This window comes from Bacillus sp. JZ105 (genome assembly GCF_053903125.1).
Genome location: NZ_CP096387.1, coordinates 647078 through 672369, shown reverse-complemented (window position 1 = coordinate 672369; position 25292 = coordinate 647078). Strand labels below are relative to the sequence as shown.

General features: G+C 44.9%; 26 protein-coding genes and 2 riboswitches. Of the genes, 1 reads left to right on the top strand and 25 read right to left on the bottom strand.

All coding sequences use genetic code 11. The annotated features are described in order from the left end of the window. Window positions 1-6: 6 nt before the first annotated feature. Genes M1D81_RS03360 through M1D81_RS03345 form a run of 4 tightly spaced genes read right to left on the bottom strand, consistent with a single transcriptional unit; the run spans window position 7 to window position 3991 of the window. Complete coding sequence (locus M1D81_RS03360) at window positions 7-1272, bottom strand: peptidase (protein WP_456265638.1); 1266 nt, start codon at window positions 1270-1272, stop codon at window positions 7-9. A 14-nt stretch (window positions 1273-1286) separates the two neighbouring features. Next, window positions 1287-1952: a 3-oxoacid CoA-transferase subunit B gene (locus M1D81_RS03355; protein ID WP_456265639.1), complete on the bottom strand. Its 666-nt coding sequence runs from the start codon at window positions 1950-1952 to the stop codon at window positions 1287-1289. Beyond that, complete coding sequence (locus tag M1D81_RS03350) at window positions 1928-2614, bottom strand: CoA transferase subunit A (protein ID WP_456265640.1); 687 nt, start codon at window positions 2612-2614, stop codon at window positions 1928-1930. The genes M1D81_RS03355 and M1D81_RS03350 overlap by 25 nt, the downstream gene beginning before the upstream one ends. A gap of 12 nt (window positions 2615-2626) precedes the next feature. Next, a complete protein-coding gene (locus tag M1D81_RS03345; RefSeq protein WP_025092628.1) occupies window positions 2627-3991 on the bottom strand; it encodes an aspartate aminotransferase family protein in 1365 nt (454 codons plus the stop codon). Window positions 3992-4182: 191 nt separating this feature from the next. Between M1D81_RS03345 and M1D81_RS03340 the strand changes: the two genes are divergently transcribed. Beyond that, window positions 4183-5841 (top strand): PucR family transcriptional regulator, encoded by a 1659-nt coding sequence (locus M1D81_RS03340; protein ID WP_456265641.1) that lies wholly within the window; start codon window positions 4183-4185, stop codon window positions 5839-5841. Here M1D81_RS03340 and ablB read toward each other — a convergent pair. From ablB to M1D81_RS03235, 21 genes are all read right to left on the bottom strand, one after another. Beyond that, complete coding sequence (gene ablB / locus M1D81_RS03335; RefSeq protein ID WP_456265642.1) at window positions 5836-6681, bottom strand: putative beta-lysine N-acetyltransferase; 846 nt, start codon at window positions 6679-6681, stop codon at window positions 5836-5838. The two genes, M1D81_RS03340 and ablB, sit on opposite strands and share 6 nt — an antisense overlap. A 21-nt stretch (window positions 6682-6702) precedes the next feature. After that, window positions 6703-6897, bottom strand: a complete 195-nt coding sequence (locus M1D81_RS03330; RefSeq protein ID WP_024424515.1) for a hypothetical protein — start codon at window positions 6895-6897, stop codon at window positions 6703-6705. A gap of 111 nt (window positions 6898-7008) precedes the next feature. Then, window positions 7009-8283, bottom strand: a complete 1275-nt coding sequence (gene purD, locus M1D81_RS03325; RefSeq protein ID WP_456265643.1) for a phosphoribosylamine--glycine ligase — start codon at window positions 8281-8283, stop codon at window positions 7009-7011. Window positions 8284-8295: 12 nt separating this feature from the next. Beyond that, the gene (gene purH / locus M1D81_RS03320; RefSeq protein WP_456265644.1) at window positions 8296-9834 is read right to left on the bottom strand and encodes a bifunctional phosphoribosylaminoimidazolecarboxamide formyltransferase/IMP cyclohydrolase; all 1539 of its coding nucleotides are present in this window, start codon (window positions 9832-9834) and stop codon (window positions 8296-8298) included. Between the two features lie 15 nt (window positions 9835-9849). After that, window positions 9850-10419: a phosphoribosylglycinamide formyltransferase gene (purN, locus tag M1D81_RS03315; protein ID WP_041108687.1), complete on the bottom strand. Its 570-nt coding sequence runs from the start codon at window positions 10417-10419 to the stop codon at window positions 9850-9852. Then, the gene (gene purM / locus M1D81_RS03310; protein ID WP_024424511.1) at window positions 10416-11456 is read right to left on the bottom strand and encodes a phosphoribosylformylglycinamidine cyclo-ligase; all 1041 of its coding nucleotides are present in this window, start codon (window positions 11454-11456) and stop codon (window positions 10416-10418) included. The genes purN and purM overlap by 4 nt, the downstream gene beginning before the upstream one ends. Before the next feature lie 96 nt (window positions 11457-11552). Beyond that, on the bottom strand, window positions 11553-12983 hold the full coding sequence (gene purF, locus M1D81_RS03305; RefSeq protein WP_024424615.1) for an amidophosphoribosyltransferase: 1431 nt from the start codon (window positions 12981-12983) through the stop codon (window positions 11553-11555). Further along, window positions 12959-15190, bottom strand: a complete 2232-nt coding sequence (gene purL, locus M1D81_RS03300; protein ID WP_044335226.1) for a phosphoribosylformylglycinamidine synthase subunit PurL — start codon at window positions 15188-15190, stop codon at window positions 12959-12961. Before purL ends, purF begins: the two co-directional genes overlap by 25 nt. Continuing rightward, window positions 15174-15857: a phosphoribosylformylglycinamidine synthase subunit PurQ gene (purQ, locus tag M1D81_RS03295; protein ID WP_456265645.1), complete on the bottom strand. Its 684-nt coding sequence runs from the start codon at window positions 15855-15857 to the stop codon at window positions 15174-15176. The genes purL and purQ overlap by 17 nt, the downstream gene beginning before the upstream one ends. Further along, complete coding sequence (purS, locus tag M1D81_RS03290; protein WP_003214349.1) at window positions 15854-16108, bottom strand: phosphoribosylformylglycinamidine synthase subunit PurS; 255 nt, start codon at window positions 16106-16108, stop codon at window positions 15854-15856. The genes purQ and purS overlap by 4 nt, the downstream gene beginning before the upstream one ends. Continuing rightward, a complete protein-coding gene (purC, locus tag M1D81_RS03285) occupies window positions 16101-16823 on the bottom strand; it encodes a phosphoribosylaminoimidazolesuccinocarboxamide synthase (protein WP_456265646.1) in 723 nt (240 codons plus the stop codon). Before purC ends, purS begins: the two co-directional genes overlap by 8 nt. A gap of 72 nt (window positions 16824-16895) precedes the next feature. Next, window positions 16896-18191 carry an adenylosuccinate lyase gene (purB, locus tag M1D81_RS03280; protein WP_008355754.1) on the bottom strand — a complete coding sequence of 432 codons (1296 nt, stop codon included), beginning with the start codon at window positions 18189-18191 and terminating at the stop codon, window positions 16896-16898. Further along, window positions 18188-19330, bottom strand: coding sequence for a 5-(carboxyamino)imidazole ribonucleotide synthase (gene purK, locus M1D81_RS03275; protein WP_456265647.1), 1143 nt, complete (start codon window positions 19328-19330; stop codon window positions 18188-18190). Before purK ends, purB begins: the two co-directional genes overlap by 4 nt. Further along, window positions 19323-19811, bottom strand: a complete 489-nt coding sequence (gene purE, locus M1D81_RS03270) for a 5-(carboxyamino)imidazole ribonucleotide mutase (RefSeq protein WP_456265648.1) — start codon at window positions 19809-19811, stop codon at window positions 19323-19325. Before purE ends, purK begins: the two co-directional genes overlap by 8 nt. Before the next feature lie 169 nt (window positions 19812-19980). Next, a riboswitch (purine riboswitch) is annotated at window positions 19981-20082 on the bottom strand. A 79-nt stretch (window positions 20083-20161) separates the two neighbouring features. Continuing rightward, window positions 20162-20362: an NETI motif-containing protein gene (locus M1D81_RS03265; RefSeq protein ID WP_060700064.1), complete on the bottom strand. Its 201-nt coding sequence runs from the start codon at window positions 20360-20362 to the stop codon at window positions 20162-20164. Continuing rightward, window positions 20359-20913 carry a DUF2179 domain-containing protein gene (locus tag M1D81_RS03260; RefSeq protein ID WP_024424505.1) on the bottom strand — a complete coding sequence of 185 codons (555 nt, stop codon included), beginning with the start codon at window positions 20911-20913 and terminating at the stop codon, window positions 20359-20361. Before M1D81_RS03260 ends, M1D81_RS03265 begins: the two co-directional genes overlap by 4 nt. A 204-nt stretch (window positions 20914-21117) precedes the next feature. Beyond that, window positions 21118-21909 (bottom strand): hypothetical protein, encoded by a 792-nt coding sequence (locus tag M1D81_RS03255; RefSeq protein WP_456265649.1) that lies wholly within the window; start codon window positions 21907-21909, stop codon window positions 21118-21120. Window positions 21910-22131: 222 nt separating this feature from the next. Further along, on the bottom strand, window positions 22132-22311 hold the full coding sequence (locus tag M1D81_RS03250) for a YezD family protein (protein WP_024424503.1): 180 nt from the start codon (window positions 22309-22311) through the stop codon (window positions 22132-22134). 11 nt (window positions 22312-22322) lie between these two features. Beyond that, entirely contained in the window at window positions 22323-22484 is a 162-nt protein-coding gene (locus M1D81_RS03245; RefSeq protein ID WP_166644707.1) for a hypothetical protein, read from the bottom strand. Between the two features lie 207 nt (window positions 22485-22691). Beyond that, window positions 22692-24017 (bottom strand): NCS2 family permease, encoded by a 1326-nt coding sequence (locus tag M1D81_RS03240; RefSeq protein WP_024424502.1) that lies wholly within the window; start codon window positions 24015-24017, stop codon window positions 22692-22694. Between the two features lie 144 nt (window positions 24018-24161). Beyond that, window positions 24162-24263: riboswitch (purine riboswitch) on the bottom strand. A 115-nt stretch (window positions 24264-24378) separates the two neighbouring features. Further along, window positions 24379-25275, bottom strand: coding sequence for a LysR family transcriptional regulator (locus M1D81_RS03235; protein ID WP_456265650.1), 897 nt, complete (start codon window positions 25273-25275; stop codon window positions 24379-24381). Window positions 25276-25292: the final 17 nt, after the last annotated feature.

Sequence of the window (25292 nt, the reverse complement as noted above, 5' to 3'; positions counted from 1 at the left end):
TTCATCTCATTCCGCTGCTTCACACCATTCGACCATTGTCCCTGCAATAATTTCTGCTGCTTCAATCACATGCTCAATGTCGATGGATTCATTCGGAAAATGGGCAAGCTCCGTTGTTCCAGGTCCAAACACGATGATTGGAATACCTGCTGCCTGTGACAGTAATCCGCCGTCCGTTCCCCAAGGGGCGGCTTCGATTTTCGGCGGCTGCTTCATGACCGCTTCATATTGTTCCTTCAATAAACCTAAAAGCGGATGATCTGTATCGATTGAACCCGGAAGCCATCTTGCACCAAACCATTCGACCTCAACAGGATGCTCTTGGAACCATTCATCTTTTTCTCCGAGTTCTGCCATCCAATTTTCTAGTTCCTTTTCTGCCTGTTCTACCGTCTCACCCGGCATCACCCCGAGTCTCCCTTCCATTGTGACAACGTCTGCTACAGAGGATGGCCAATCACCGCCTTGAATTTTCCCGATATTGATTGGGATCGGGATTGGGATATGCTGAAACAGCGGCTCAGTGATTCGCTGATTTCTTTTTTCTTCAAGTGCCGCTATATGTGAAAGGACTATCGTGCTCTTTTCAATAGCAGAAACGCCGTGATATCTTGTTCCGCCATGAGCAGCCCTTCCTTTAATATGCAGTCTGAACCATTTAGATCCTTGCTGAATCGGAAAGATTTTCATATGACTTGGCTCTGGAATGATGGCTGCATCTGCTGTATATCCTCTCAGTATGGCTGCAAGGGTGCCTGCGCCGCCGCTCTCTTCTTCGACAACACTATGAAACACGACATCTCCCTTCAGCGGAATCTGAAGCGCATGCAGTGCTTCAAGTGCAAAGAGTAAAGAAACGTTTCCACCTTTCATATCTGTTGCCCCGCGTCCATAAAGTCTCCCGTTTATGATATGCCCGCTGTAGGGCGGATATGTCCATTGTTTGTGATCTCCTGCCGGGACAACATCCACATGCCCATTTAATAAAATGGATTTGCCGCCGCCTTTACCTTTCAATCGTCCGGCGACATTAGGACTTCCTTTAAAAGAACGTCTCGGGGAATAAAAATACGGATGATTCAGCAAGTCATCTCCGCCAATGTCCCATACGTCAACATCAAAACCAATGGCAGAAAGTTTATTTGCTACGATTTGCTGTACTTCTTGCTCATTTCCTTGTGTGCTGTCACATTGCACCATTTGCTGAAGAAGCGTCACGGCTTCCTCCTTATGCTCTTTCATCCAATTTCTGATACGTGTGGTTGGCTGCAAGTCAGTCATCCTTTCTACACAACAGATTTGACATCAGGCGCTAAAATGAGCGGCGCCTCTGTCGCCCTCATGACATCTTCCGGCTGATACGGCGGCATGACTTCACGCAAAATGAGCAGCTGTGACTTGACTTCAATGACTGCCATATCTGTAATAATCAAGTCCACACAAGACTTAGCTGTTAAAGGCAGCGTGCAGGCTGCTTTTATCTTAGATTGTCCATGTTTATCAAGGTGGCTCATCACGACCACCACCTTTTTCGCTTTTTGCGCAAGTTCAATGGCTCCACCCATACCCGGCACTCGTTTCCCTGGCACAATCCAATTGGCAAGATCCCCATGACTGCTAACTTCAAGTGCACCTAAAATGGTCATATCCAGCATCCCTTTGCGAATGATGCCAAAAGCGGTTGTGCTGTCCATATATGATCCGCCTTTTGTTAACGTAATGGGAAAACCCCCGGCATTGCACAAGTTCGGATCTTCTTCCCCTCGTACTGGTGAAGCGCCTGCCCCCATAATGCCGTTTTCTGCATGCAGCCACACCTCGTAATGTGCTGGGATGTAGTCAGCTGCAAGGGTCGGGATGCCGATCCCAAGATTCACAATCATGCCATCTTCAATTTCCTGTGCCGCGCGTTTGGCTATGCGGTGTCTTAAATCGATGTCTCCCATGCCCATGTCCAGTTCACTCCTTTTGATTGCACGATCTGGTTCACAAATACGCCTGGTGTGACGATTTCCTCTGGATGAAGCCCGCCCACAGGCACAATCTCTTCTACTTCCGCAATGGTCCAGTCTCCTGCCATCGCCACAATCGGGTTTGTATTCCGCGCACTTTTATCAAAAATCAGGTTCCCTGCTTCATCTGCTTTGAGGGCATTCACAATCGCGATATCCGCAGTCAGTGCAGGTTCAAGAATATACTTCTTTCCATCCAGCGGAACCAATTGTTTCTCATCAAGATTGAGGCTATCCATGCCGACATCTGTCACAATGCCCGCTAAACCCATCCCGCCTGCCCTGATCTTTTCTGCCAGGATGCCCTGCGGGTAAAAAAGAACGTCTAGTGTACCCGCCTGCATTTTCTGCCCGGCAATTGGATTTGAGCCAATATGAGAGGCAATGATTTTCTTCACTCTTCCTTCTGTGATCAGCCTGCCAACACCGATTTGCGGGAAGCCTGCATCGTTTCCGATCAATGTCAGATCTTTAATATTGGCTTCTAGGATGGCATCGATCAATGATGGCGGGGAGCCTACACCGCCAAACCCGCCAAACATAATGGTCATTCCGTCTCTAAAATGCGTGATGACTTGATCAAAGTTCGCTGTTTTGTTCATCCTCTTTCCTCCCTACATGGCAGATGGGAAAAACCCTCGATTGATGACTTCTTGCTCGACCTGTGTCATTGTCTGCCCGAATAAATGAATCAGTTCATCCATCTCCTGCTGCGTAATGGAAAGCGGCGGTGCGATCATGACTGCTGCACCTCCCACTCCATCCTCTCCAGCGCTTGCTGGGTAAACAAGCAAACCATTTTGCTTGGCCGTCTCCACAACTAAATGTGTCATTTGAGCATGGGCAGGAAATGGTGTTTTCGATAATCGGTCTGCGACAAATTCAATGCCAATGAGCAGCCCCTTTCCTCTCACATCTCCTATGATGGAATGTTTTGTTTGCAAATCCTTTAAAGCATTCATTAAATATCGGCCAGACAGATCAGCCCGTTCTGAAAGCTGGTGTTTTTTCATATATCGAATGACAGCCAGTGAGACGGCTGCTGAAAGCGGATTGCCGCTATAAGTGTGGCCTGCCATCACAGAGCCCGAACCGCTGAGAATCGGTGCAATCACATGATCCGCTGAGACAGCTGCAGCAATCGGTGCATAGCCGGCGCTCATGCCTTTTCCGAGTACCATAATATCCGGTACGACGCCCCAATGTTCCATGGCAAACATTTTCCCAGTTCGTCCAAAGCCTGTCATGACTTCATCTGCAATCATTAAAATATCGTTTTCCTCACAAACTCGCTTCATCGCCGCAAAATATCCGTCTGGCGGAACAAGCGCCGCACCCGCTGCTCCAACAATCGGCTCTGCAATAAAAGCCGCAATCCTCTCTTTTCCTATACGCTGGATGACAGTTTTAAATTCCTGTACATACCATTCGACCTGCTTGCTTTCTTCCTTTGGCAGCCACGAACGATAGCTGTATGGCGGAGACAGCACCGGGTGTTTTTCGAGCAGTGGTTCAAAGCGCTCTCTCCTAGCAATATGACCTGACATCGACAGCGCACCGAGAGTGATTCCGTGATAACTCATCCATCTTGAGATGATGTGATTCTTCTCAGCCTTCCCCTGCTCCTGCCAATGCTGAATGGCAATTTTCATGGCGGTCTCTGTTGCCTCTGATCCGCTTCCGACAAAAAAAGACCAGTTCAGGTTCCCTGGGCAGAGCGTACTCAATTCATAGGCAAGTTCTTCTGCTGGTTCATTTGTGAATTGTGATCTGTACGTAAAGCTCACCTTTTCCGCTTGCTCTGTCATGGCATCAATGATGTCTCGTATGCCATGTCCAATACTCGCCGTGACAGCACCCGATGAGCCGTCTAAATATTTTTTCCCGTCCCGATCATATAAATAAATCCCCTCTCCTTTCACAGCCACAGGATAATGCTGATTCAACATCGGTTTGATTAAGTAATCCCGGGTCTCCACTTTGTCATTCCTCCCTCTCTCGTCAGCAGCTGCATCTTTCTTTTTTCATGAATCGCAAGAAAATTTTGTATACTTGTTATAAGATTAGCTTAATCAAGAGGGCAGTCATCCTCCATTCGCCACATGCCCGAATTTCACACGCATTTTTTATACATCGTGTATAAGAGTGTTCAAAAGGAGGTCATGAGTCTATGGCGATTCTCGTCAAAGATGCACTCTCGCTCGATATCATGAAGGAAACAAAGCTGCTTGCTGGGGAAAATGGACTGGACCGCCTCATTCAGTGGGTGACCATCGTGGAAATTATCGAAGATACTTCAAGGCTTTCAGAAGGGGAGCTGCTCGTCACAACCGGCTTTGGACTTGCAGACAATCTAGAAAGGCGCGCCCGGCTTGAGGAGCTGATTCAATCTCAACGTCTATCGGCCATTGCGATTTATAAAGGCGTGTACTTAACGGAAATTCCTGCATCACTGATCGAAGCTGCCAAAAACAGCGGCATACCACTCATCGAGATTCCGTCACATGTCAACTTCTCAGACATTACAAAAGCCGTCCTAGAGCAAATCGTCAGCAGCCAGCTCCATCAGCTTAAATATTCTTCAGCCATTCACCAAAGATTGACCCATTTAAATGTCAGCAATAAAAATGTCACCCAAATTACAGATGAGCTGGCACACCTCACTTCGGCGAACATCGTTGTGCTTGATGTTTTTTTACATCAGACCGCAGCTCATCTCATCAAAGATGAAGTGACGTACTCTCCTGCTTTTGGCTTTCTGACAGATCATGAACCAATCGAAACGACGCCTCTTCTCAAGCAGGCTGAGGAGAAAGGAAGGCTCGTTTATGACACGTGCGGTGCGTTTGTCCTCGCTGCATGCCCAGTGATTGCGATGGGCGATATTTTCGGATTTATTGTATCTTTAAAGAAAAAGGATGTGTGGCATCATCTCGACGCGATTGCCATCGAGCATGCCGGGGCGGTGTATGCGATTGAATGGCTGAAGCAAAAAGCCATTCAAGATACAGAAAACCAAATGCAAGGTCATTTGTTAGATGATATTTTGCAGCAGCAATACACAGAAGAAAGCTATGTGGTCGAACAGGCAACAAAGCTGCAATACGATATGAGCGATGAGCAGGTGGTCATCTACTTTCAATTTCAGCATCAGCACACACAGCTCGATCACCAAATGATGCAGCGCCTATCTCAATTGCTCACGTCGATATTTGAACGCAGACATATTCCTTTTTTACTTAAGACAAGGCTCGATTCCATTTTTGTTCTTACACCGGCAGGAAAAAAAGCGTTTCAAGAAGCGGAGTGGTATCGTGCAGCAGAAGAGTGCCGGAGCACTTGGTCTTATTTTTTTCCCGTCCATCCGATTGTGATTGGCATTGGGAGAGCCTATGACCAGATCGGTCTCTTTTCAAAAAGCGCGAAGGAAGCGCAGTATGCAGCAAGGCTTCTTCCGCTTTTAAAGACAGACGAATGCATCATTCATTATCAAAAGCTCGGCTTATACGGGATGCTGCTTGAAATGAATGAAGCGGGAATGAATTTGCATGACTTTTACGTGGAGCTGTTAAGTCCCTTGCTTTATACGAAAAAACAGGGGGCTGACCTGATCCATACACTCGAAGTGTATTTGGCACACAATGAAAATATTCAAAAATCTGCGGGAGAATTGTTTATTCACAGACATACATTAAGCTACCGGCTGAAACAAATTGAAACGAGAACAGGCTGCAGTCTCAAATCTACAGATGATCGGATGAAGCTGCAGCTCAGTATCATGGCGTACCGCCTATCTGGTCTGCTTGATCAGATGAGAACCATTTCATGATTCATTCGGCGTTTTCACCCATAGATTCATATCTTCAATTTTGTCAAAAATATAGCAGTTGTTTTGGAAACGCCCGGTATACGTATAGCCGAGCTGATAAAACACTTGGTTCATTCCATAGGACAGTGCACGTGCGAGAGAATAAAAGACATAGATGTGCATGGATTGAAGTTCTTTTTCGAGTGCTAGAATCAAATGATGCATGAATCCTAGTTTTCTGTATGATGGAAGGGTCGCACAATCTGTTAATTCCGCATGACCATACGGCTCATTGATTTCAGCGGATGCTGCACTCACAATGTGACCGTCATGTTCAACGGCATAAAAGACGGTCCCTTCCTCCATCACCTTTTGGATGTAATCTGGCTCATTCATTGGCGTAGGATACGTTTCAAAAACGGTATCATAGAGCTTTGCCAGCTTGTGAATATCCTGCGTATCCGCTTTCCTCATCACATACTCATCCTGCCACGTGCCTTGGTCTTTTTTGAGAAACTTTTCCTGAATAGACGCCACAATTTCATCTTCCTTCAGCCAATACGGGCTGTTCATTCGATCCTCCGTCAGAAAGAGCGACATGCCGTACGCATCACTTCCAAGAAAATAATGAGAAAACACGCCTTCAAGGCGAAAGCCTTTTTCTAAAAAAAGAGGCATATGCTCACGCCTGACTTTCACAATGACCTTAGAAGCCTTGCAGGCTGCCGCTTCCTTAAGAACCGACTGAATCACATCCCGCACCCTGCCGCTGTAGTCATCCAAACGGATTCGCTCATTAAATGAATCAATACAGATCGAGGCAGAAAAACGCTCATTCGCAAGTTCCTTCAATTGCACCATATACTCATCCTCTCTTATAAATCAGCTAATAAAAAAAATCCAAATGGAAAATGAAACAATGACGATACCAGAAAAAATCGACATGATCATATACCGAATGGCTGAGCCTTTTTTGGCTTTGTTTTGCTTTCTCGCTTCATACATGATGAGATTTGAGAACAGTATAAATAAAATAAGTAACACGATTGCAAATAGAATAATTCCTTGAATGACCATGCTGCCTCCTCATAAACTCGTCATCCCATACTACTTCTTCATATTCGAGCATCATCCCTTCTCATGAACAAAAAACACCTTTCCATCTCGTCAGATAGAAAGGTGTTTTGATTAAACGTTTTTCCCCGCAGCTTTCAGCGCACGGGCACCGATGTCACGGCGATAAAATAGACCTGGCTGTATGATTTCTTCAACCGCTTCATACACTTTTGATCTTGCCGCTTCAAATGTGTCGTCAAATGCGGTTACATTCGCTACACGGCCGCCATTTGTGACGAATTGATCGTTTTCTTTTTTTGTTCCTGCGTGGAAGGTCACAACATCAGACACAGTCGTTTGCAAGGCACCGATCGGTGTGCCTTTTGCATAGTCTTCCGGGTATCCTTCTGATGCAAGAACCACACTGACAGCCGCAGTGTCTTTCCACTGTAAGTCCACATCTTTTCCATCAAGAATATCGAGGAAGACTTGGACTAGATCTGATTCAAGACGAGGGAGAACCACCTGCGTTTCAGGGTCGCCAAAGCGTGCATTGAATTCAATCACCTTTGAGCCTTCTGGTGTCAGCATTAAGCCTGCATATAAAATGCCTGTAAATGGACGCCCTTCCTGCACCATCGCGCGAGCTGCCGGTTTCACAACATCTTCCACGGCTTTCTGAACCACTTCATCTGAAATTTGCGGAACTGGTGAATAAGCGCCCATTCCGCCAGTGTTCGGCCCTTTGTCATCTTCAAAGGCCCGTTTGTGATCCTGCGCAATCACCATCGGGTACACCTTTTCTCCGTTGACAAAGGCCATGAGTGAAAATTCTTCGCCTGTTAAAAATTCTTCGATGACAACAGATGCACTTGCATCGCCAAACTTTTCATCCTCTAAGAAATCATGCAGACAATCGACCGCCTCTTCAAGCGTCATCGCCACTGTCACGCCTTTCCCTGCGGCAAGCCCGTCTGCTTTAATGACAATCGGCGCACCCTTTTCTTCTACATATGCTTTTGCTTCTTCAAACGATGTAAAGGCAGCGTAAGCGGCTGTTGGGATATCGTAGTTCTTCATTAAGTCTTTTGCAAATTCCTTTGAGCCTTCAATGACCGCAGCTTTTGCATTCGGTCCAAATACTTTTAGACCTGCTTCTTCAAATGCATCAACGATACCTGCGATTAAAGGGACCTCTGGACCGACAATGGTTAAGCCGATTTCGTTTTCTTTTGCAAAACGAATTAATGACTCATGATCGCCTTCGTCGATTGGTACAAGCTTCGCAGCATCTGTCATTCCATCATTGCCGGGTGCGACAAATACTTGGCTGACAAGTTCACTTTGATTCACTTTCCATGCGATGGTATGCTCTCTTCCGCCTCTGCCGATAATTAATACGTTCACACTGTCATCCCCTTAATGTTTGAAATGTCTAACGCCAGTGAAGACCATGGCGATGCCGTATTCATCTGCTTTTTGAATCGATTCTTCATCACGAATAGATCCGCCTGGCTGAATGATCGCTGTGACGCCTGCCTTTGCAGCAGCTTCCACTGTATCGCCCATTGGGAAGAATGCATCAGAGCCTAGTGCGCTTCCTTTTGCCTTTTCACCAGCTTGCTCAATTGCAATGTTAGCTGAGCCCACGCGGTTCATTTGACCAGCACCGATTCCTGCTGTCATTTGATCTTTCGCAAGGACAATAGCATTTGATTTCACATGCTTGACTACTTTCCAAGCAAGTTTTAAGTCTTTCCATTCGTCTTCTATTGGTTCTCTTTTCGTTGGAATAGAAATCGTTGCTTCCTCTAAGCCGTACGTGTCAATATCCTGAACAAGCAGTCCGCCATGAACACTTGTCAGCTGCTTTTCCTTTTTCCCAAGATCCGCTTCTACATCTAATGTTAATAGACGAAGGTTCTTTTTCGCTGTTAACACGTCAAGTGCTTCTTGGCTGAACGATGGGGCGATGACAATTTCTAAGAAAATCGTATGCAGTACCTCAGCCGTTTGTTTGTCTACTTCACGGTTAAGTGCCACAATGCCGCCAAAAATAGACGTCTCATCTGCCTTGAATGCTCTGTCAAATGCTTCTGCAATCGTTTCTCCTGTACCAACGCCGCACGGGTTCATATGCTTCACAGCAACAGCTGCTGGCTCCGTGAATTCACGTACAATTTGAAGAGCGGCATCTGCATCTTTGATATTGTTGTAGGAAAGTTCTTTTCCATGTAATTGCTTTGCAGTAGCCAATGAACCTTTGGCTGGAAGAGCATTTTCATAGAAAGTCGCCGCTTGGTGCGGATTTTCTCCATAACGAAGGGATTGTTTTTTCTCAAACGTGACAGTGAACTGTTCTGGCTCTGTTTCGCCCACAAAGTTTGTTAAGTAATCCGCAATCAGAGCATCGTATGCAGCTGTATGACGGAATACCTTTGCAGCGAGCTCACGTTTTTTCTCGAGTGACACGCCGCCTTCTTTGATTTGCTGGATGACTGTATCATAGTCACGAGGATCGACAATCACTGTGACGTCTTGGTGGTTTTTTGATGCTGCACGAAGCATTCCCGGTCCGCCAATATCAATGTTTTCAATCGCTTCTTCATACGTCACATCGTCTTTTGAGATCGTCTCTTTGAATGGATAGAGATTCACGACAACAAGATCAATCGGCTGAATGCCATGCTTCTCAATCTGTGCCATATGCTCATCGTTTTCTCTCACTGCTAAAAGCCCGCCATGAATGTTCGGGTGAAGTGTTTTGAGTCGTCCGTCCATGATTTCAGGGAATCCAGTGACTTCTGAAATTCCAATGACATCAATGCCGTTCTCTTGAAGAAGCTTATGTGTACCTCCAGTTGAAATCACTTCAACACCAAGTTCTGTTAATTCTTTCACAAAAGGTACAAGATTCGTTTTATCGGAAACACTGATTAATGCGCGTTTGATTGTCATGCCTTCGTCACCTCATTAAGATAATTCTAAAAGTGATTTGATCACTTTTGGATATAGTGTGTGTTCTAGTTCATGCATTCTTTTTTCAATCGATTCAAGCTCTTCCCCTTGTTCGATGTAAATCGACGCTTGGTCAATAATCGGACCTGTATCCATGCCTTCATCGACAAAATGGACGGTGATGCCCGCCACTTTGACGCCTGCTTGATAGGCTTGTCCAATGGCATCCAGCCCTGGGAAGGCTGGCAGCAAGGACGGGTGGATATTGACAATTTTCCCTCTGAATGCTTCAAGTAATGTTGGACCAATCAGTCTCATATACCCAGCAAGGAAAATCCATTCCACTTCATGCAGCCTAAGCTGTTCAATAATCGTTTGTTCAAAAGCGGCTTTATTCGGAAAAGCCTTCGGGGTAAAGGCAAAGGAGGGAATGCCCTCTTTCTCAGCACGCTCCAGCACCTTTGCACCCGGTTTATCACAAATCACAATGGCGGCTTCTGCCTGCCACTGTTCTTTTTTTAATGTATCCATAATGGCTTGAAAATTCGTCCCGCTTCCAGAGGCGAAGATCGCAAACTTCTTCATGAGAGGCTTCCACCGCCGAATGTGACACCTTCTCCTTTTTGAACACGGCCGATGAGAAATGCTTTCTCTCCGTCTTCTTCAAGTCCTCTGATCACTTCGACAAGGTCATCTTCTTTTACCGCTAAGACAAAACCAATGCCCATATTAAACACGTTGAACATTTCTTCTGCCTTTAACTGTCCTTTTTCTTGAATAAAGGAGAAAATTGGCGGTACTGGCCATGAGCCGTTATCAATCTCAACGCCAAGCCCTTCAGGCAGCATACGCGGTAAATTTTCAATAAAGCCGCCGCCTGTCACATGTGCCATGCCGTCAATCTTGCCGGCTTTCACTTGTTTAAGAACAGGCTTCACATAAATTTTGGTCGGTTCAAGAAGCTCTTCTCCAAGCGGTCTTGTAAAAGGTTCATACGTTTGATGCAGATCCAGACCAGCGTCTTCCAGCAATACTTTACGAACAAGAGAGTACCCATTGCTATGAATTCCGCTTGAGCTGAGTCCAATAAGCAAGTGCCCCTCTTTGATGCTCTCTCCTGTCACAATTTCATCCTTTTCAACGACGCCTACTGAAAAACCAGCAATATCATATTCATCTTCTGTGTAAAGACCCGGCATCTCTGCTGTTTCTCCGCCGACAAGCGCTGAACCAGACTGCTCACAGCCGTCAGCCACACCTTTGACGATTGATTCAATTTTTATCGGATCTGCTTTACCAACTGCTAAGTAATCTAAGAAAAAGAGCGGCTCTGCCCCTTGTGCCAGCACATCGTTCACACACATTGCCACGGCATCAACACCGATCGTATCGTGTTGATCCATTAAAAAGGCAAGCTTTAATTTTGTTCCGACACCATCTGTTCCTGAGACAAGAACGGGCTTTTTGTATGGCAGCTCAGATAAATCAAACATACCGCCAAATCCGCCTAGAGCACCCATGACGCCTGCTCTTTTTGTACGTTCCACGTGTGTTTTCATTCGTTTGACGGCTTCGTATCCTGCTTCGATGTCGACACCGGCGTTTTTATATGCTTCTGACATCCCATTCACTCCTTTTAGCTGCTTCTCTTCCATTTATTTTCAGCAGAATGAAAGAGCAGCATATCAAATCATCTTGACTGCTGCTCCTTTATTCGATTATTTCGTCAGTGCTGTTTCCTTCACATGCGGAAGAACAGTATCTTCATAAATTTCAGTCGGGTATTTCCCAGTAAAGCATGCTAAGCATTGACCGCGCTGCGGATCATCATACTTCCTGCCAATCCCGTCCATTAAACCGTCTACGGATAAAAATGCAATGGAGTCTGCACCGATTTCCTGTCTAATTTCTTCCACTGAATGAGAAGAAGCAATCAGCTCTTCATGTGTGGACGTATCAATTCCATAAAAACATGGATGTGCGATAGGCGGTGAACTAATGCGTACATGGACTTCCGTCGCACCCGCTTCTCTTAGCATCGTCACAATGCGGCGGCTCGTAGTTCCGCGTACGATGGAATCATCCACCATCACGACACGTTTTCCTTCGACGACCCCGCGCACAGCTGACAGCTTCATGCGCACGCCCTGCTCACGCAATGCTTGAGACGGCTGGATAAAGGTCCGTCCGACATAACGGTTTTTAATTAAACCGAGCTCATATGGAATACCTGTCGCTTCGGCATATCCAATCGCTGCAGAAATACTCGAATCTGGTACACCTGTCACGACATCTGCTTCGACATGCGCTTCCTCGGCAAGCTTTTTGCCAAGGTTCTTTCTCGCACTATGCACGTTGATGCCGTTGATATTGCTGTCAGGTCTTGAGAAATAAATGTATTCCATGCTGCACATGCTGCGGTTAATGTTCATGGAGAAGCGTTCAGATTTCAGGCCTTCATCATTAATGATCAGCATTTCTCCAGGCTCTACATCTCGTAAATACGTGGCACCGACAACATCAAATGCACATGTTTCAGAAGCAACAACATAAGCGTCCCCAAGCATACCAAGTGAAAGCGGACGTAAGCCGTTCGGATCAAGAGCCACAATCATTTCTGTTTCTGTCATAATTAAGAAAGCATATGCGCCTTTAAGCATGGACAGGGCATTTTTGATCTGCTCTTTCAATTCAACATAGCCGCTGCGCTTAATTAAATGAGCGAGCACTTCAGTGTCAGAAGATGTTTGGAATATACTCCCCTGGTTCTCTAGCTGCTGCTTTAATTGCGTTGCATTCACTAAGTTCCCATTATGAGCAAGGGCAAGACTGCCGTTGTTTTGCGAGCGGAAGAAGAGGGGCTGCACATTTTCAAAGCCGCCTCCGCCTGCTGTCGCATACCGAACGTGTCCGATCGCACCTTTTCCTTTCAAATCCTTTAGCTCACCGTTTTGAAAGACTTCCGTAATCAGTCCAAGGCCTTTATGTGCCGTCAGGTTTTCACCATCTGTTGCAATGATTCCCGCACCCTCTTGTCCTCGGTGCTGAAGGCTATGCAATCCGTAATATGTGATTTGCGGGGCTTCTTCGTGTCCCCAAACCCCAAAGACGCCACACTCTTCGTTTAAGCCTCTGATTTCAGCAAGCATGGGATCGCTCCTTTCCATGCGCGTTCAAGCTCGTTGACCGCTGCATGAATCCATTGTTGTCCTTCTTGATTTTTGACAGTGAATACCCCATCATTTGTGACCGTGCCGACTTCTTTCGCATCTTTGACAGCCGCAGCAAACGCTTCGCGATGCTCTGGTTTCACTGTGACGACAAAACGTGACTGTGTTTCACTGAATAATGAAGCTTCGCTGTTTAGATCAATTTGGATATGAGCGCCAAGACCGTCTGTTCCAAATGTACTTTCAGCAAGTGCAACACCAAGACCACCTTCAGACACATCATGAGCTGATTGAACAAGTCCGTTTTGAATCGCAGCAAGAAGGGCTTCCTGACGAGTGAGCTCTACATCCAAATCAATTTCTGGTGCTTTTCCGTAAATACGGCCTTCTGTCATCTTTTGAAGCTCACTGCCTGCGAATTCTTCCTTCGTCTCACCAATGACGAAAATCACATCGCCAGCCTGCTGGAACGACTGCGTCGTAATATGAGCTGTATCTTCCACCAAACCAACCATCCCAATGACTGGTGTTGGGTAAATGGCTGTTCCATTTGATTCGTTATATAAAGAGACGTTACCACCGATAACTGGTGTGCTGAGCTTGCGGCACGCTTCGCTAATACCGTCAGCAGATTTTTCAATTTGCCAGAAAATTTCTGGTTTTTCTGGGTTACCGAAGTTCAGGTTATCTGTTACTGCAAGCGGACGAGCGCCTGAGCACACAATGTTACGTGCTGCTTCTGCGACTGCGATTTTCCCGCCGACCTCTGGATCAAGGTACAGATAACGTGCGTTACAATCGGTTGTCATCGCAAGGGCTTTTTTCGTTCCGCGGATTCTTAAAACGCCCGCATCAGAGCCTGGTGCAACGACTGTATTTGTCCGAACCATGTAGTCATATTGGTCATAAACCCATTCTTTACTTGCAATTGTCGGCTGCTGGAGAAGCTGCTTTAACGTGTCGGCTGCATCTGTGATAGCAGGTGCTTCAACTTTTGTTTCTAAAAACTCACGATAGTATGCAGGCTCACTTGATGGCTTGTGATAAACCGGCGCTTCTTCTGCAAGTGCATCAACAGGAAGCTCACATACCACTTCACCTTGATGAAGTAAACGAAGCATTTTATCGTCTGTCACATGACCGACTGATACCGCTTCAAGATCGTATTTTTCAAAAATATCAATGATTTCTTGTTCACGGCCTTTTTCAATAACCAGAAGCATTCTCTCTTGAGATTCAGACAGCATCATTTCGTATGCTGACATGCCTGTTTCACGCTGCGGGATGAGATCTAGATTCATCTCGATACCAGAACCTGCTTTACTCGCCATTTCCGCACTTGAGCTTGTCAAGCCAGCCGCTCCCATATCCTGAATTCCAACGAGTGCATCGTTTTTGATGACTTCAAGGCACGCTTCAAGCAGCAGTTTTTCCATGAATGGATCACCGACTTGAACTGCTGAGCGTTTTTCTTCTGATTCATCAGAAAATTCCTCAGATGCAAATGTTGCACCGTGAATTCCGTCACGTCCCGTTTTGGCACCAACGTACATGACCGTGTTGCCGACACCTTTGGCCTGCCCTTTTTTGATGTCTTCATGGTTGATTAATCCAACACACATTGCATTTACGAGCGGGTTGCCTTCATAGCTTTGATCGAAATGAACCTCTCCGCCGACTGTTGGAATTCCGATACAGTTTCCATAGCCTGCGATCCCTGCCACTACTTCTTCAAACAAGTACTTCACGCGAGGTGAAGTCAGTTCACCAAAACGAAGAGAGTTTAATACAGCAATTGGACGCGCACCCATGGAGAATACATCACGGATAATTCCGCCGACACCTGTCGCCGCTCCTTGATACGGTTCAATCGCAGATGGATGGTTATGTGATTCGATTTTAAATACAACCGCTTGGTTGTCTCCAATATCAACGATTCCAGCGCCTTCCCCAGGACCTTGAAGGACGTGCTCTCCTTTTGTCGGGAATTTGCTTAAAACAGGCTTTGAGTTTTTATAACTGCAATGCTCTGACCACATGACAGAAAAAATGCCCGTTTCTGTGTAGTTTGGCAGCCTGCCAATAATGGATTCGATTAAAGCGAATTCTTCATCACTCAATCCCATTTGCTGATACAATTTCTCTTCTTTAATTTGCTTGTGACTTGGTTCAAGCAGTAGTGACATGAGTGTCCCTCCAATTTTTCACGATAGATTGAAACAATTTAAGTCCGTCTGCGCTGCCTAGTAATGAATCAACCGCGCGCTCAGGGTGCGGCATCATGCCGAGTACATTGCCCTCTTCATTCGTTACACCTGCAATACGATTCACACTGCCGTTAATATCGTCTCCGTAAGTGAAAGCGATTTGGCCGCGTTCAATGAGCTTCGCTAGAGTGTCTTCGTCACAGTAGAAGTTGCCTTCACCGTGCGCTACAGGAATCGTAATGGATTCGCCTTTTTGATAACCGCTTGTAAATTGCGTTTCGTTGTTTTCTACAATGAGTTCAACTGAACGACAGATAAATTTCAAGTCTTTATTTCGTCTCATCGCACCCGGAAGAATGCCTAGCTCCTGAAGAATTTGGAACCCGTTACAAACACCAAGAACAGGTTTTCCTTCCTCAGCTGCTTTTTTCACCGCCGGCATGATGTTTGAGAAGCGGGCGATCGCACCACATCTTAAGTAATCCCCATAAGAGAAACCGCCTGGTACGAGTACACCGTCAAATCCGTCAAGACTCGTTTCGTCGTGCCATACATATTCAACTTGTTCACCTAGCTCATCTTGAATCGCATGGTACATATCGATATCACAGTTAGAGCCAGGCAAGACGATCACTGCAAACTTCACTGTGCGACAACCTCCTCCACCTCATAGCGGTAATCTTCAATCACCGTATTGGCAAGTAATTTTTCGCACATTTCTTTGACGACTGTGTCTAAATCACGATCTGATTTTTCAATGACAAGCTCCATGTATTTCCCGATACGGACATCCTTTACTTCCTGATAAGACATGCTGTGCAAAGCGTGCTGCACGGCACTTCCTTGTGGATCAAGAACGCTCTCTTTTAAGCTGACAAAAATTTTCACTTTATACATGTTTATGGCCTCCAAGTCTTTTGAAAATTTCTTCGTATGCATTCGTTAAGCCGCCCAGGTTTCGTCTGAACACGTCTTTATCAAGCTTTTCGTTTGTATCTTTGTCCCAAAGCCTGCACGTATCAGGTGAAATCTCATCAGCTAGCAAAATACGATTCTCGTGATCTATTCCGAATTCAAGCTTGAAATCAATTAAATTCACATGACAGTCTGAGAAGATTTGTTTTAACTCTTCATTCACTTGTCTTGTGATCTGTTTTATTTCCTCGACCTGCTCAGGTGTCGCTGCATGTAAAATGCGAATATGATCTTCTGTAATGAGCGGATCGCCGAGCGCATCATCTTTGTAGTAAAACTCAATCAAAGGTGTGTCCAGTTTCGTTCCCTCTGGAATGCCGAGGCGTTTTGACATACTGCCTGCCACCACATTTCGTACAACCACTTCAAGCGGAACAATCTGCACCTTTTGAATGAGCTGCTCTGTTTCAGAAAGACGTTTCACAAAGTGATTGTTGATCCCTTTTTCATGCAGCATTTGAAAGATTAAGCTCGAAATTTCGTTGTTCAGTCTGCCTTTGCCTTCGATTTCTGCTTTCTTTTCGCCGTTAAATGCTGTAGCTGAGTCTTTATATTCGACATATAAAATATGCTCGTCATCGGTCTGATAGATTTTTTTCGCTTTGCCTTCGTAGAGAAGTTCTTGTTTCACAGTCATTCAGGTTGGCCTCCTAATTTGAATGTTGGCAATTTTCAGGATTGGGCGCCTGGCAAGCAGGCGGCCCATTTCTTACGCAAGACCTAGACGTTCGAAAATCATATCGACATTTTTCAAATGATAGTTGTAATCGAAGCAGTCAGCAATTTGTTCAGGTGTTAAACGTGACGTGATTTTTTCTTCTGCTTCTACTAATGAACGGAACGGCACTTGCTTCTCCCACGCTTCCATTGCCTTTGGCTGAACCGTGTCATATGCCTCTTCACGTGCCATGCCTGTATCGATTAATGCAAGAAGAACGCGCTGTGAGTAAATTAAGCCAAGTGTGCGGTCCATGTTGCGTTTCATGTTTTCAGGGAAAACCGTTAAGTTTTTCACGATGTTTGAGAAACGGTTGAGCATATAGTTCAGTGCAATCGTTGCATCTGGTAAAATGATGCGCTCAGCAGATGAATGAGAAATATCACGCTCATGCCAAAGCGGTACATTTTCATAAGCTGTCAGCATATATCCACGGATCACGCGGGCAATTCCCGTCATATTCTCAGAACCGATTGGGTTACGCTTATGCGGCATCGCTGATGATCCTTTTTGTCCTTTGGCAAAGAACTCTTCTACTTCACGTGTTTCACTCTTTTGAAGACCACGAATTTCAACAGCAAATTTCTCAATGCTCGTTGCGACTAAAGCAAGAGTAGCCATGTAATCTGCATGGCGGTCACGCTGCAAGGTTTGGGTTGAAATTGGTGCAGCTTTGATGCCAAGTTTCTCACATACATATTGCTCAACAAACGGGTCGATGTTCGCATATGTGCCAACAGCTCCAGAGATTTTGCCATATTCAATGCCAGCTTTTGCTTGTTTAAAACGTTCTAAGTTACGCTTCATTTCCTCGTACCAAAGAGCAAGCTTCAGGCCAAATGTTGTCGGTTCAGCGTGTACACCGTGTGTACGGCCCATCATGACGGTATATTTGTGCTCTTTTGCTTTTTCTTTTAGTATGTCAACAAATCTCTCAATGTCCTTGAGCAGGATATCGTTCGCCTGTTTTAATAGATATGAAAGCGCCGTATCCACTACGTCTGTCGATGTTAACCCGTAATGAACCCACTTTCTTTCTTCTCCTAGAGATTCAGAGACAGCACGCGTAAAGGCAACCACGTCGTGGCGCGTGTCTTGTTCAATCTCTAAAATACGTCCAATATCAAAGCTTGCATTCTTGCGCATTGTCACAACGTCTTCTTTCGGAATGACGCCAAGCTCTGCCCAAGCTTCACAAGCGAGAATTTCTACTTCAAGCCATGCATTAAATTTGTTTTCCTCTGTCCAGATTGCTGACATTTCTGGTCGTGCGTAACGTTCGATCATTTCCCGTTTCCTCCATCTCTTTCAGTCCATATCTTTGTGATGTTAGTCATCCACTCATCATCGAGCTGTTTCATAAACGTCATATGCCCCATCTTGCGGCCGGCTTTTACTTCATGCTTTCCATATAGATAAAGCTTCGCTTCTTTGAGAAGCTCAGGATGCTCTTTTGGAATGTCCACTTCATCGCCTAATAAATTCACCATCATTCCCTCTGATAAAAGGGCTGTACCGCCAAGCGGCAAACCACATATAGCGCGGACGTGCTGTTCAAACTGACTTGTCTCACATAAATCAAGTGTATAATGACCAGAATTATGCGGGCGTGGTGCCAGTTCATTGACGAGCAGCTTTCCGTCATTTGTCAGGAACAGTTCTACAGCAAGCGTACCAACAAGCCCCAGCTTTTCAGCCAGTGTTGTTGCCAGTTCTTTCGCCTTCTCCTGAATGCGGTTCTCTACCCTTGCAGGCACAATGCTTTGGAACAAAATATTATGCTTATGAATGTTCTCAGCGACTGGGAATACGGCAATCTCTCCATGAACAGAACGAGTAACGATCACTGATAGCTCCATTTGGAATGGAACCCAGCTTTCTAAAATACAAGTTCCATGTGTGAGCAGTGCAGCTGCTTCCTGAAGCTGTCCTTTTTCTTTAATGACGTACTGTCCTTTTCCGTCGTAGCCGCCTCTGCATGTTTTCAGCACGGCTGGCAAACCGAGCACGTGCACTGCATCTTCCAGCTCTTTTTCATCATGAATGATGCGGTAAGGCGCTACTTCACAGCCTGCGTCTACAATCCCCTTTTTCTCGGTCTCACGATTTTGAGTTAAAAGGAGAAGATCGCTTCCTTGTGGTAAATAGGCTTCTTCCTTCAGCTGATTGAGTGCATCATAATCAATATTTTCAAACTCATAAGTCACCACATCGCTGATGTCTGCCAGCTTTCGAATCGCTTCAAGGTCACTATATGCGGCTGTGATTTCTTTATCGGCAACCTGTCCGCAAGGAGATTGTGCGACTGGGTCTAGAACTGCTGCCCGGTAACCCATTTGCTTTGCGCTGACAGCCATGTATCTGCCAAGCTGTCCGCCGCCAATGATCCCGATAGTTGCGTTTGGAAAAATGGTCTGCTTAGCCAAGCTGATCACTGCTTTCTAGTACAGTCTGTTTTGTCTGCTCTCTTCTTTCTTCAAGGCGAGCTGCGACCTTTTCATCAAATGCTGAAATCATTTGTGCGGCAAGAAGGCCTGCATTTGCTGCACCGGCTTTGCCAATGGCTACTGTAGCAACTGGTACACCGCCTGGCATTTGAACGATGGATAATAAGGAATCAAGCCCGTTTAGTGCCTTTGATTGTACAGGCACACCAATGACCGGCAGTGTCGTTTTTGCTGCGACCATCCCCGGTAAATGTGCTGCGCCTCCAGCACCGGCAATGATGACCTTTAGTCCTTTACCTCTTGCTTCAGTCGCATATTCAAACATCAAGTCAGGTGTCCGGTGTGCGGATACTACCTGTTTTTCATACGGAATGTTTAATTCCTCTAAGATGTCGCACGCATTTTTCATTGTTTCCCAATCAGATGTACTTCCCATGATGACACCTACAAGCGGCTTCATTTTGTCCCCACCTTTAAGCTGTTATTCGATTTTGTATCGTTTGACACGCTTCCCAAACCTAAACAGCTTGTCAAACGCCGAACAAAAAGGCCCGGTCTGTATTGCAATGTTAGGAAGCAACACAAACCGGGCCATGGTAAGCGCTGTTCGCTTTTGAAACGCCATGTCAGTTTTGTTCACTATCCTGCATAGTCCAGTCATTTACGGTAACTGGGTAGAAACTTATGGGCCATATTCCCAAGATTATATGAGGCTCGTGTTTTGATTTCATGTTTATCTTAACAACGGATGTTCATGATGTCAACGGATTTATCGAACAATCTATGAAGTCGTCGTTTTAATGTTCGGATTTAGACTGTTTTTCCTTCAAATACGATTTTTTTCCCAATCGGAATGATCTGAATCGACCCATTTTCCTTCTTTTCTTGAAAAATCGGTTCCTCCATTCGACGGACAGGCGAGTAGCCTTCCGCTGCCATCTGGGACAACACTTGATCAATCGTCATGTTGTCTTCCACATAGAATTTTTTCTTCTTTGGTTTTGCGGTCATTCTTTAATTCTCCTTTTCTTCACAGCCTTCACCCAGAAGCCGCCGTGAATCGATTTGGGCTCATATGAAATGATAAACGCCTTTGAATCCAGCGTCTTAATCGTTTCATATAATTGCAGTTCATATTTTCTCGGTGTTAAAATTTGCAATGCTGTCCGGTCTCCTTCAAGACCGCCTGCTACCCAGCTGGTGACACCATATCCTTTTTCTCTCAATTGTCTTGGGAGATCGACATCCAATTCTTTTGTGATCACGTTAACAGTTGTGTAGCCAAGTGCCAGCTTCTCTTCAATTTTCATCCCGACAATGATCCCCATCCCATAACCTAGCGCATACGCAATGACATTTTGTATTTGATCTAAGTTATCTAAAACGATACTTAACCCAATGACATAAATGAGCATTTCGATCGTACCCGCAAAAGCAGCTGCGTACCGTCTGCCTTTCATCGTTAAAATCAAACGCATGGTGGAAAAAGAAACATAAACAATATTAATCACTAAAATGATTAAAACCATGGTGAACGCATTGGATAAAAGTTGTTGAAGCACGATTCGAACCCCCTGCACTAAAAAATCAAATAAAGCACCCCATATTCTACTAGAGAACATACCTTGATACAATCAAATTTACGCGATCAAAACACATATATCTTTCGACAACAAGGATGGTGTTTGTTACCAAGAGTTTACCCGTTTTTTTCTCTTCTCAACATGAAAACCCCCTTTTTCAAAAAAGGAGGTTTTCAGTGTGTTTTATCCAAATCGAACAGGAACAAGTGATGGAATCAAATACTCCCCGACTATGCCCCAGAGCAGCGCAATGATAACAAGCTCAACCAATAAAAAGACCCAGCCCGCATACATCAAATCTCCACGTACGGCATCATGCTCCGATTGAATCGAGCGAAAGAGCACGACCGCAATCAACTGGAGGCCGACAAACATCATTACGGATATTATGACGGTCACATATGGAATATTCAGCATGGCAAATACAAGCCAAAGGATGGATAAAACCAAAACCGGCACAAGCGCAGCACCAAACTTCATGATCACTTCTTTCAGTGATATGTTGCCTTTTAGCATGTACTTTCCGAGCAGCCAGACGGTAAGCATCATCAATGTCAACACAATGAGTGTAAAGACTGCCACTCTCAAAAAGGCGTCGCCAAAAGAATAATGAATGCCAAAGCCTAATAAACGGGTCTTTGACGCCTTTAATTGAACATAGTTGCCTAAAGCAAAAAACACGCTGAATAACACAATCGAGATCCAGGCGTACTTCATACGCAATGTTTCCGCTTGATTAATGGCCCGGCTCGGTGATTTTAACATCGCCAGTCCATATGAACCATAACGCTTAAACGCGCCTCCTGCACCTTGCAGTATACGCTGGATAGCTGAGCGCTCATCATCCGCTGTTTTTGAGGTTCTTCCTCGTTTTGCAGCGCTGCGGCTGAGGCGGGATTGCCTTGTTTCTTGATCTATTGATGACTCTTCGTTTTTCTTTTCAGATGTCCCCTGATCTTGATCTTTCTCTAACATCTCATATCAACTCCTATCCAATCCTTACAGTGCTAAAAGTGCATGAACTGTTCGGATGACTCCTCTTAAAGTAGCGGAGTCTCTCTATTCAGTCAAGATTCCTTGACGTTCATACGAATAGACGGATAAAAGGCAGCAGAGGTTTTAAAATGGAGAGAAAATAAGACAAAACAAAAAAGCTGACGGCCTCCATCAGCTTTTTATCAATGTTGAAATTCATGGTCAACGATATTGACTCCGCTTTCCTTGCTGAACCCGGAGATTCTCCTGATGAGCGGGGAACCGAGTCTTCTTGGTCGTATCAACCTGTGTAATATGTCCATTATGAATGGTGATGACCACTGATCCATAGTCGATCCCTTTTAAGGCAGATAAAATATAATTCAGCTTTTGTTCATCCATCGCTCATCCCCCTATTTTTGTTTTCGCTCTTTTAAATAGAGAACCTCATTTTCCAGCTCATGAATTGTATAATGCATGAGCGCTTCCTGCTTTTCTTCATGCCCCCATAAAAGGAGCTTTTGAATCAGCACCTGCTTTTTACGTTCAATCACCTGTCGAAGCCAGCGTGACAAAAGGCATCTCCTCCCCTTTTGAATGTCTGCAAGAAAAAAAGGCACCCTGAAACCTTCTATTAAAAAGGAAATCAAAGCGCCTTTGGTGATCCAATCAGCGAATTATGTCTTTTTATCATAAACACATAATTCCTATAAGTCAACTATGTTTTGATTTTTTTAACAAAAAAACAGCAGCTTCTATGAGCTGCTGTTTCAAATGTTCAATTAATGATTTAAGAAAGCAAAATATAGAATAAAGATGACAAACAATCCATACATAATTGGATGTACTTCTTTCGCTTTCCCTTTAAAGATCATCGTAATCGGGTAGAAAATAAAGCCAACCGCAATACCTGTTGCAATACTGTAAGTCAGTGGCATCATAATCATCGTTAAGAAAGCTGGTACCGCAATTTCAAAACGATCCCATGCAATCTTCGCCAGCGGAGCGACCATCAGCGCACCGACAATGATTAAAGCAGGTGCTGTTACATTCGATGTAACGATGGATAAAAGTGGTGAGAAGAACATCGCAAGCAAGAAGAAAATGCCTGTGACGACAGCTGCAAAACCAGAACGCGCACCAGCAGCAACACCTGAGCTAGATTCAACATAAGATGTTGTTGTAGATGTACCAAGAATAGAACCTACAACAATAGAAGAAGAATCCGCCAGAAGCGCTCTTCCTGCACGAGGCAGCTCATTATTTTTCATTAAACCAGCCTGTGTTGCCACAGCCACAAGTGTACCAGCTGTATCAAAGAACCCAACGAATAAGAACGTTAAAATCACGACAAGCATTTGAATGGAGAAAATTTCTGGTAAGTGAATCAAGGCTTGACCAAAGGTTGGAGACAAGCTTGGAATACTTCCCACAATTTGAGATGGTACTGGCACAAGACCAAAAATCATCCCTGCAATAGCTGTCACAAGCATCCCAATGAAGACACCTGCATTCACTCGAAGTACCATTAAAATGACCGTCACAACGATACCAAACACCGTTAACAGAACCGGACCACTATGAATATTTCCAAGCGAAACGAGCGTATTATCATTATTTGCGATAATGCCAGAGCCTTGAAGACCGACAAACGTAATGAACAAACCAATACCCGCACCAACTGCCAGCTTCAGCTCAGCCGGAATGGCATTGATGATTTTTTCACGGAAACCTGTTAAAGAAAGAGCAACGAAAATCAAACCTGAAACAAACACACCTGAAAGTGCAGCTTCCCATTTGATGCCCATGCCAAGCACAACCGAAAAGGCGAAGAACGCATTCAGACCCATACCGGGTGCAATCGCAATCGGATACCTGGCGATCAATCCCATCAGAATACACCCTGCAGCAGAAGCTAACGCCGTCGCTGTAAAGACTGCCCCCTGATCAATTCGTAATTTATCTGGAAAATCCGGCACAGACACTAATGCAAGTGTAATCGGATTAACAAACAGAATGTAAGCCATCGACAAAAATGTGGTTAAACCACCGATGATCTCTCTGCGGTAATTCGTACCTAATTCATCAAACTGAAAAAACTGTTTCAAGCCAACTGACTCCCTTCATGTCCTTTTGCTTTAGCCTGCCCCATTCACTAGTCAAATAAAAAACGCCCCAACAATTTTGGGACGCTTGACTACATATGTGAATTCAGACTGTGACATAAAACAAGAACAATGCATGATTTATATCAAACGAGTGTGAATTGACGTAGTCAAGCCATTTACGGTAGCTTGGTAGAAACTTGCGGGCCATATCCCCGCGATTATACGACTTCTATCTATTTGATTTCTGTGTCTATTGTACCAACTTCATTTTTAAAACACAATACGAAAAGCGAACATTTTTCAAAGAAATGTCCGCTTCATTCGTCTTATTACACGAATTTGGAAAATCACATCTAGTTCTTTATACACCCGTCCCCAAATCCTTCTCTTTTGCAAAAACCGCTTCGGCTACATGGAAAAACTCTTTCACTGCCGGCGAAGCTTGAGAGTGCGACGGACAGGCGAGCGCAACCTCACGATGATGAGAGACATTCAGCTGGCGAATATGCACAAGCTGCTGCGTTTTTAAAAATAACTCAGGGCCTATTGTGACGCCAAGTCCTTCCCCGACCATACGGGCAATGGTCGTACAATCATGAACTTCAAATAAAACAGCTGGCTTCATTTGCGCCTCTGAAAAAATATCCTCTACATGTGATTGATACATGCCAGTCGGCATAATAAATGGTTCACCCGCCAAATCTGTTATATCTACAATGGGCTGCTGTTCATATCGATGATTTGGGTGATAGGCGACGACCATCTCATCTTTCATAAGCGGCATTAAATCAAAGGCTTCATCCGCATGACCTTTTACAACGAATCCAACATCAATGATGCCAGAATCCAGCCACTCCAATATTTCTTCATACGTTCCCTCATAGAATTTAAATTCGATTTTTGGATGTTTTTTCTGATAGCTCACAAGCAGTTTAGGCAATAAACAAGCAGAGGCACTGGCAAATGTGCCGATACGAATCATACCTGTTTCAATATTTTTCGTTAACGCAATTTCTTGCTGGATTTTCTCCACTCTATTTAGCACTTCTCTAATATGCGGGAGAAGCGTTTGACCAATGTCCGTCAGCATAATGCCCTTTTTTCGGTCACGAATGAATAAAGACACGCCCCACTCTGACTCTAAATTCGCCACTGCATGACTGACAGCTGACTGCGTCATATTTAATGCTTCAGCTGCTGCTGTAAAACTGCCAAGCTCCACAACTTTTGCGATAATATCAAAGCGAACAAAGCTCATGAGTATTTACTCATCTC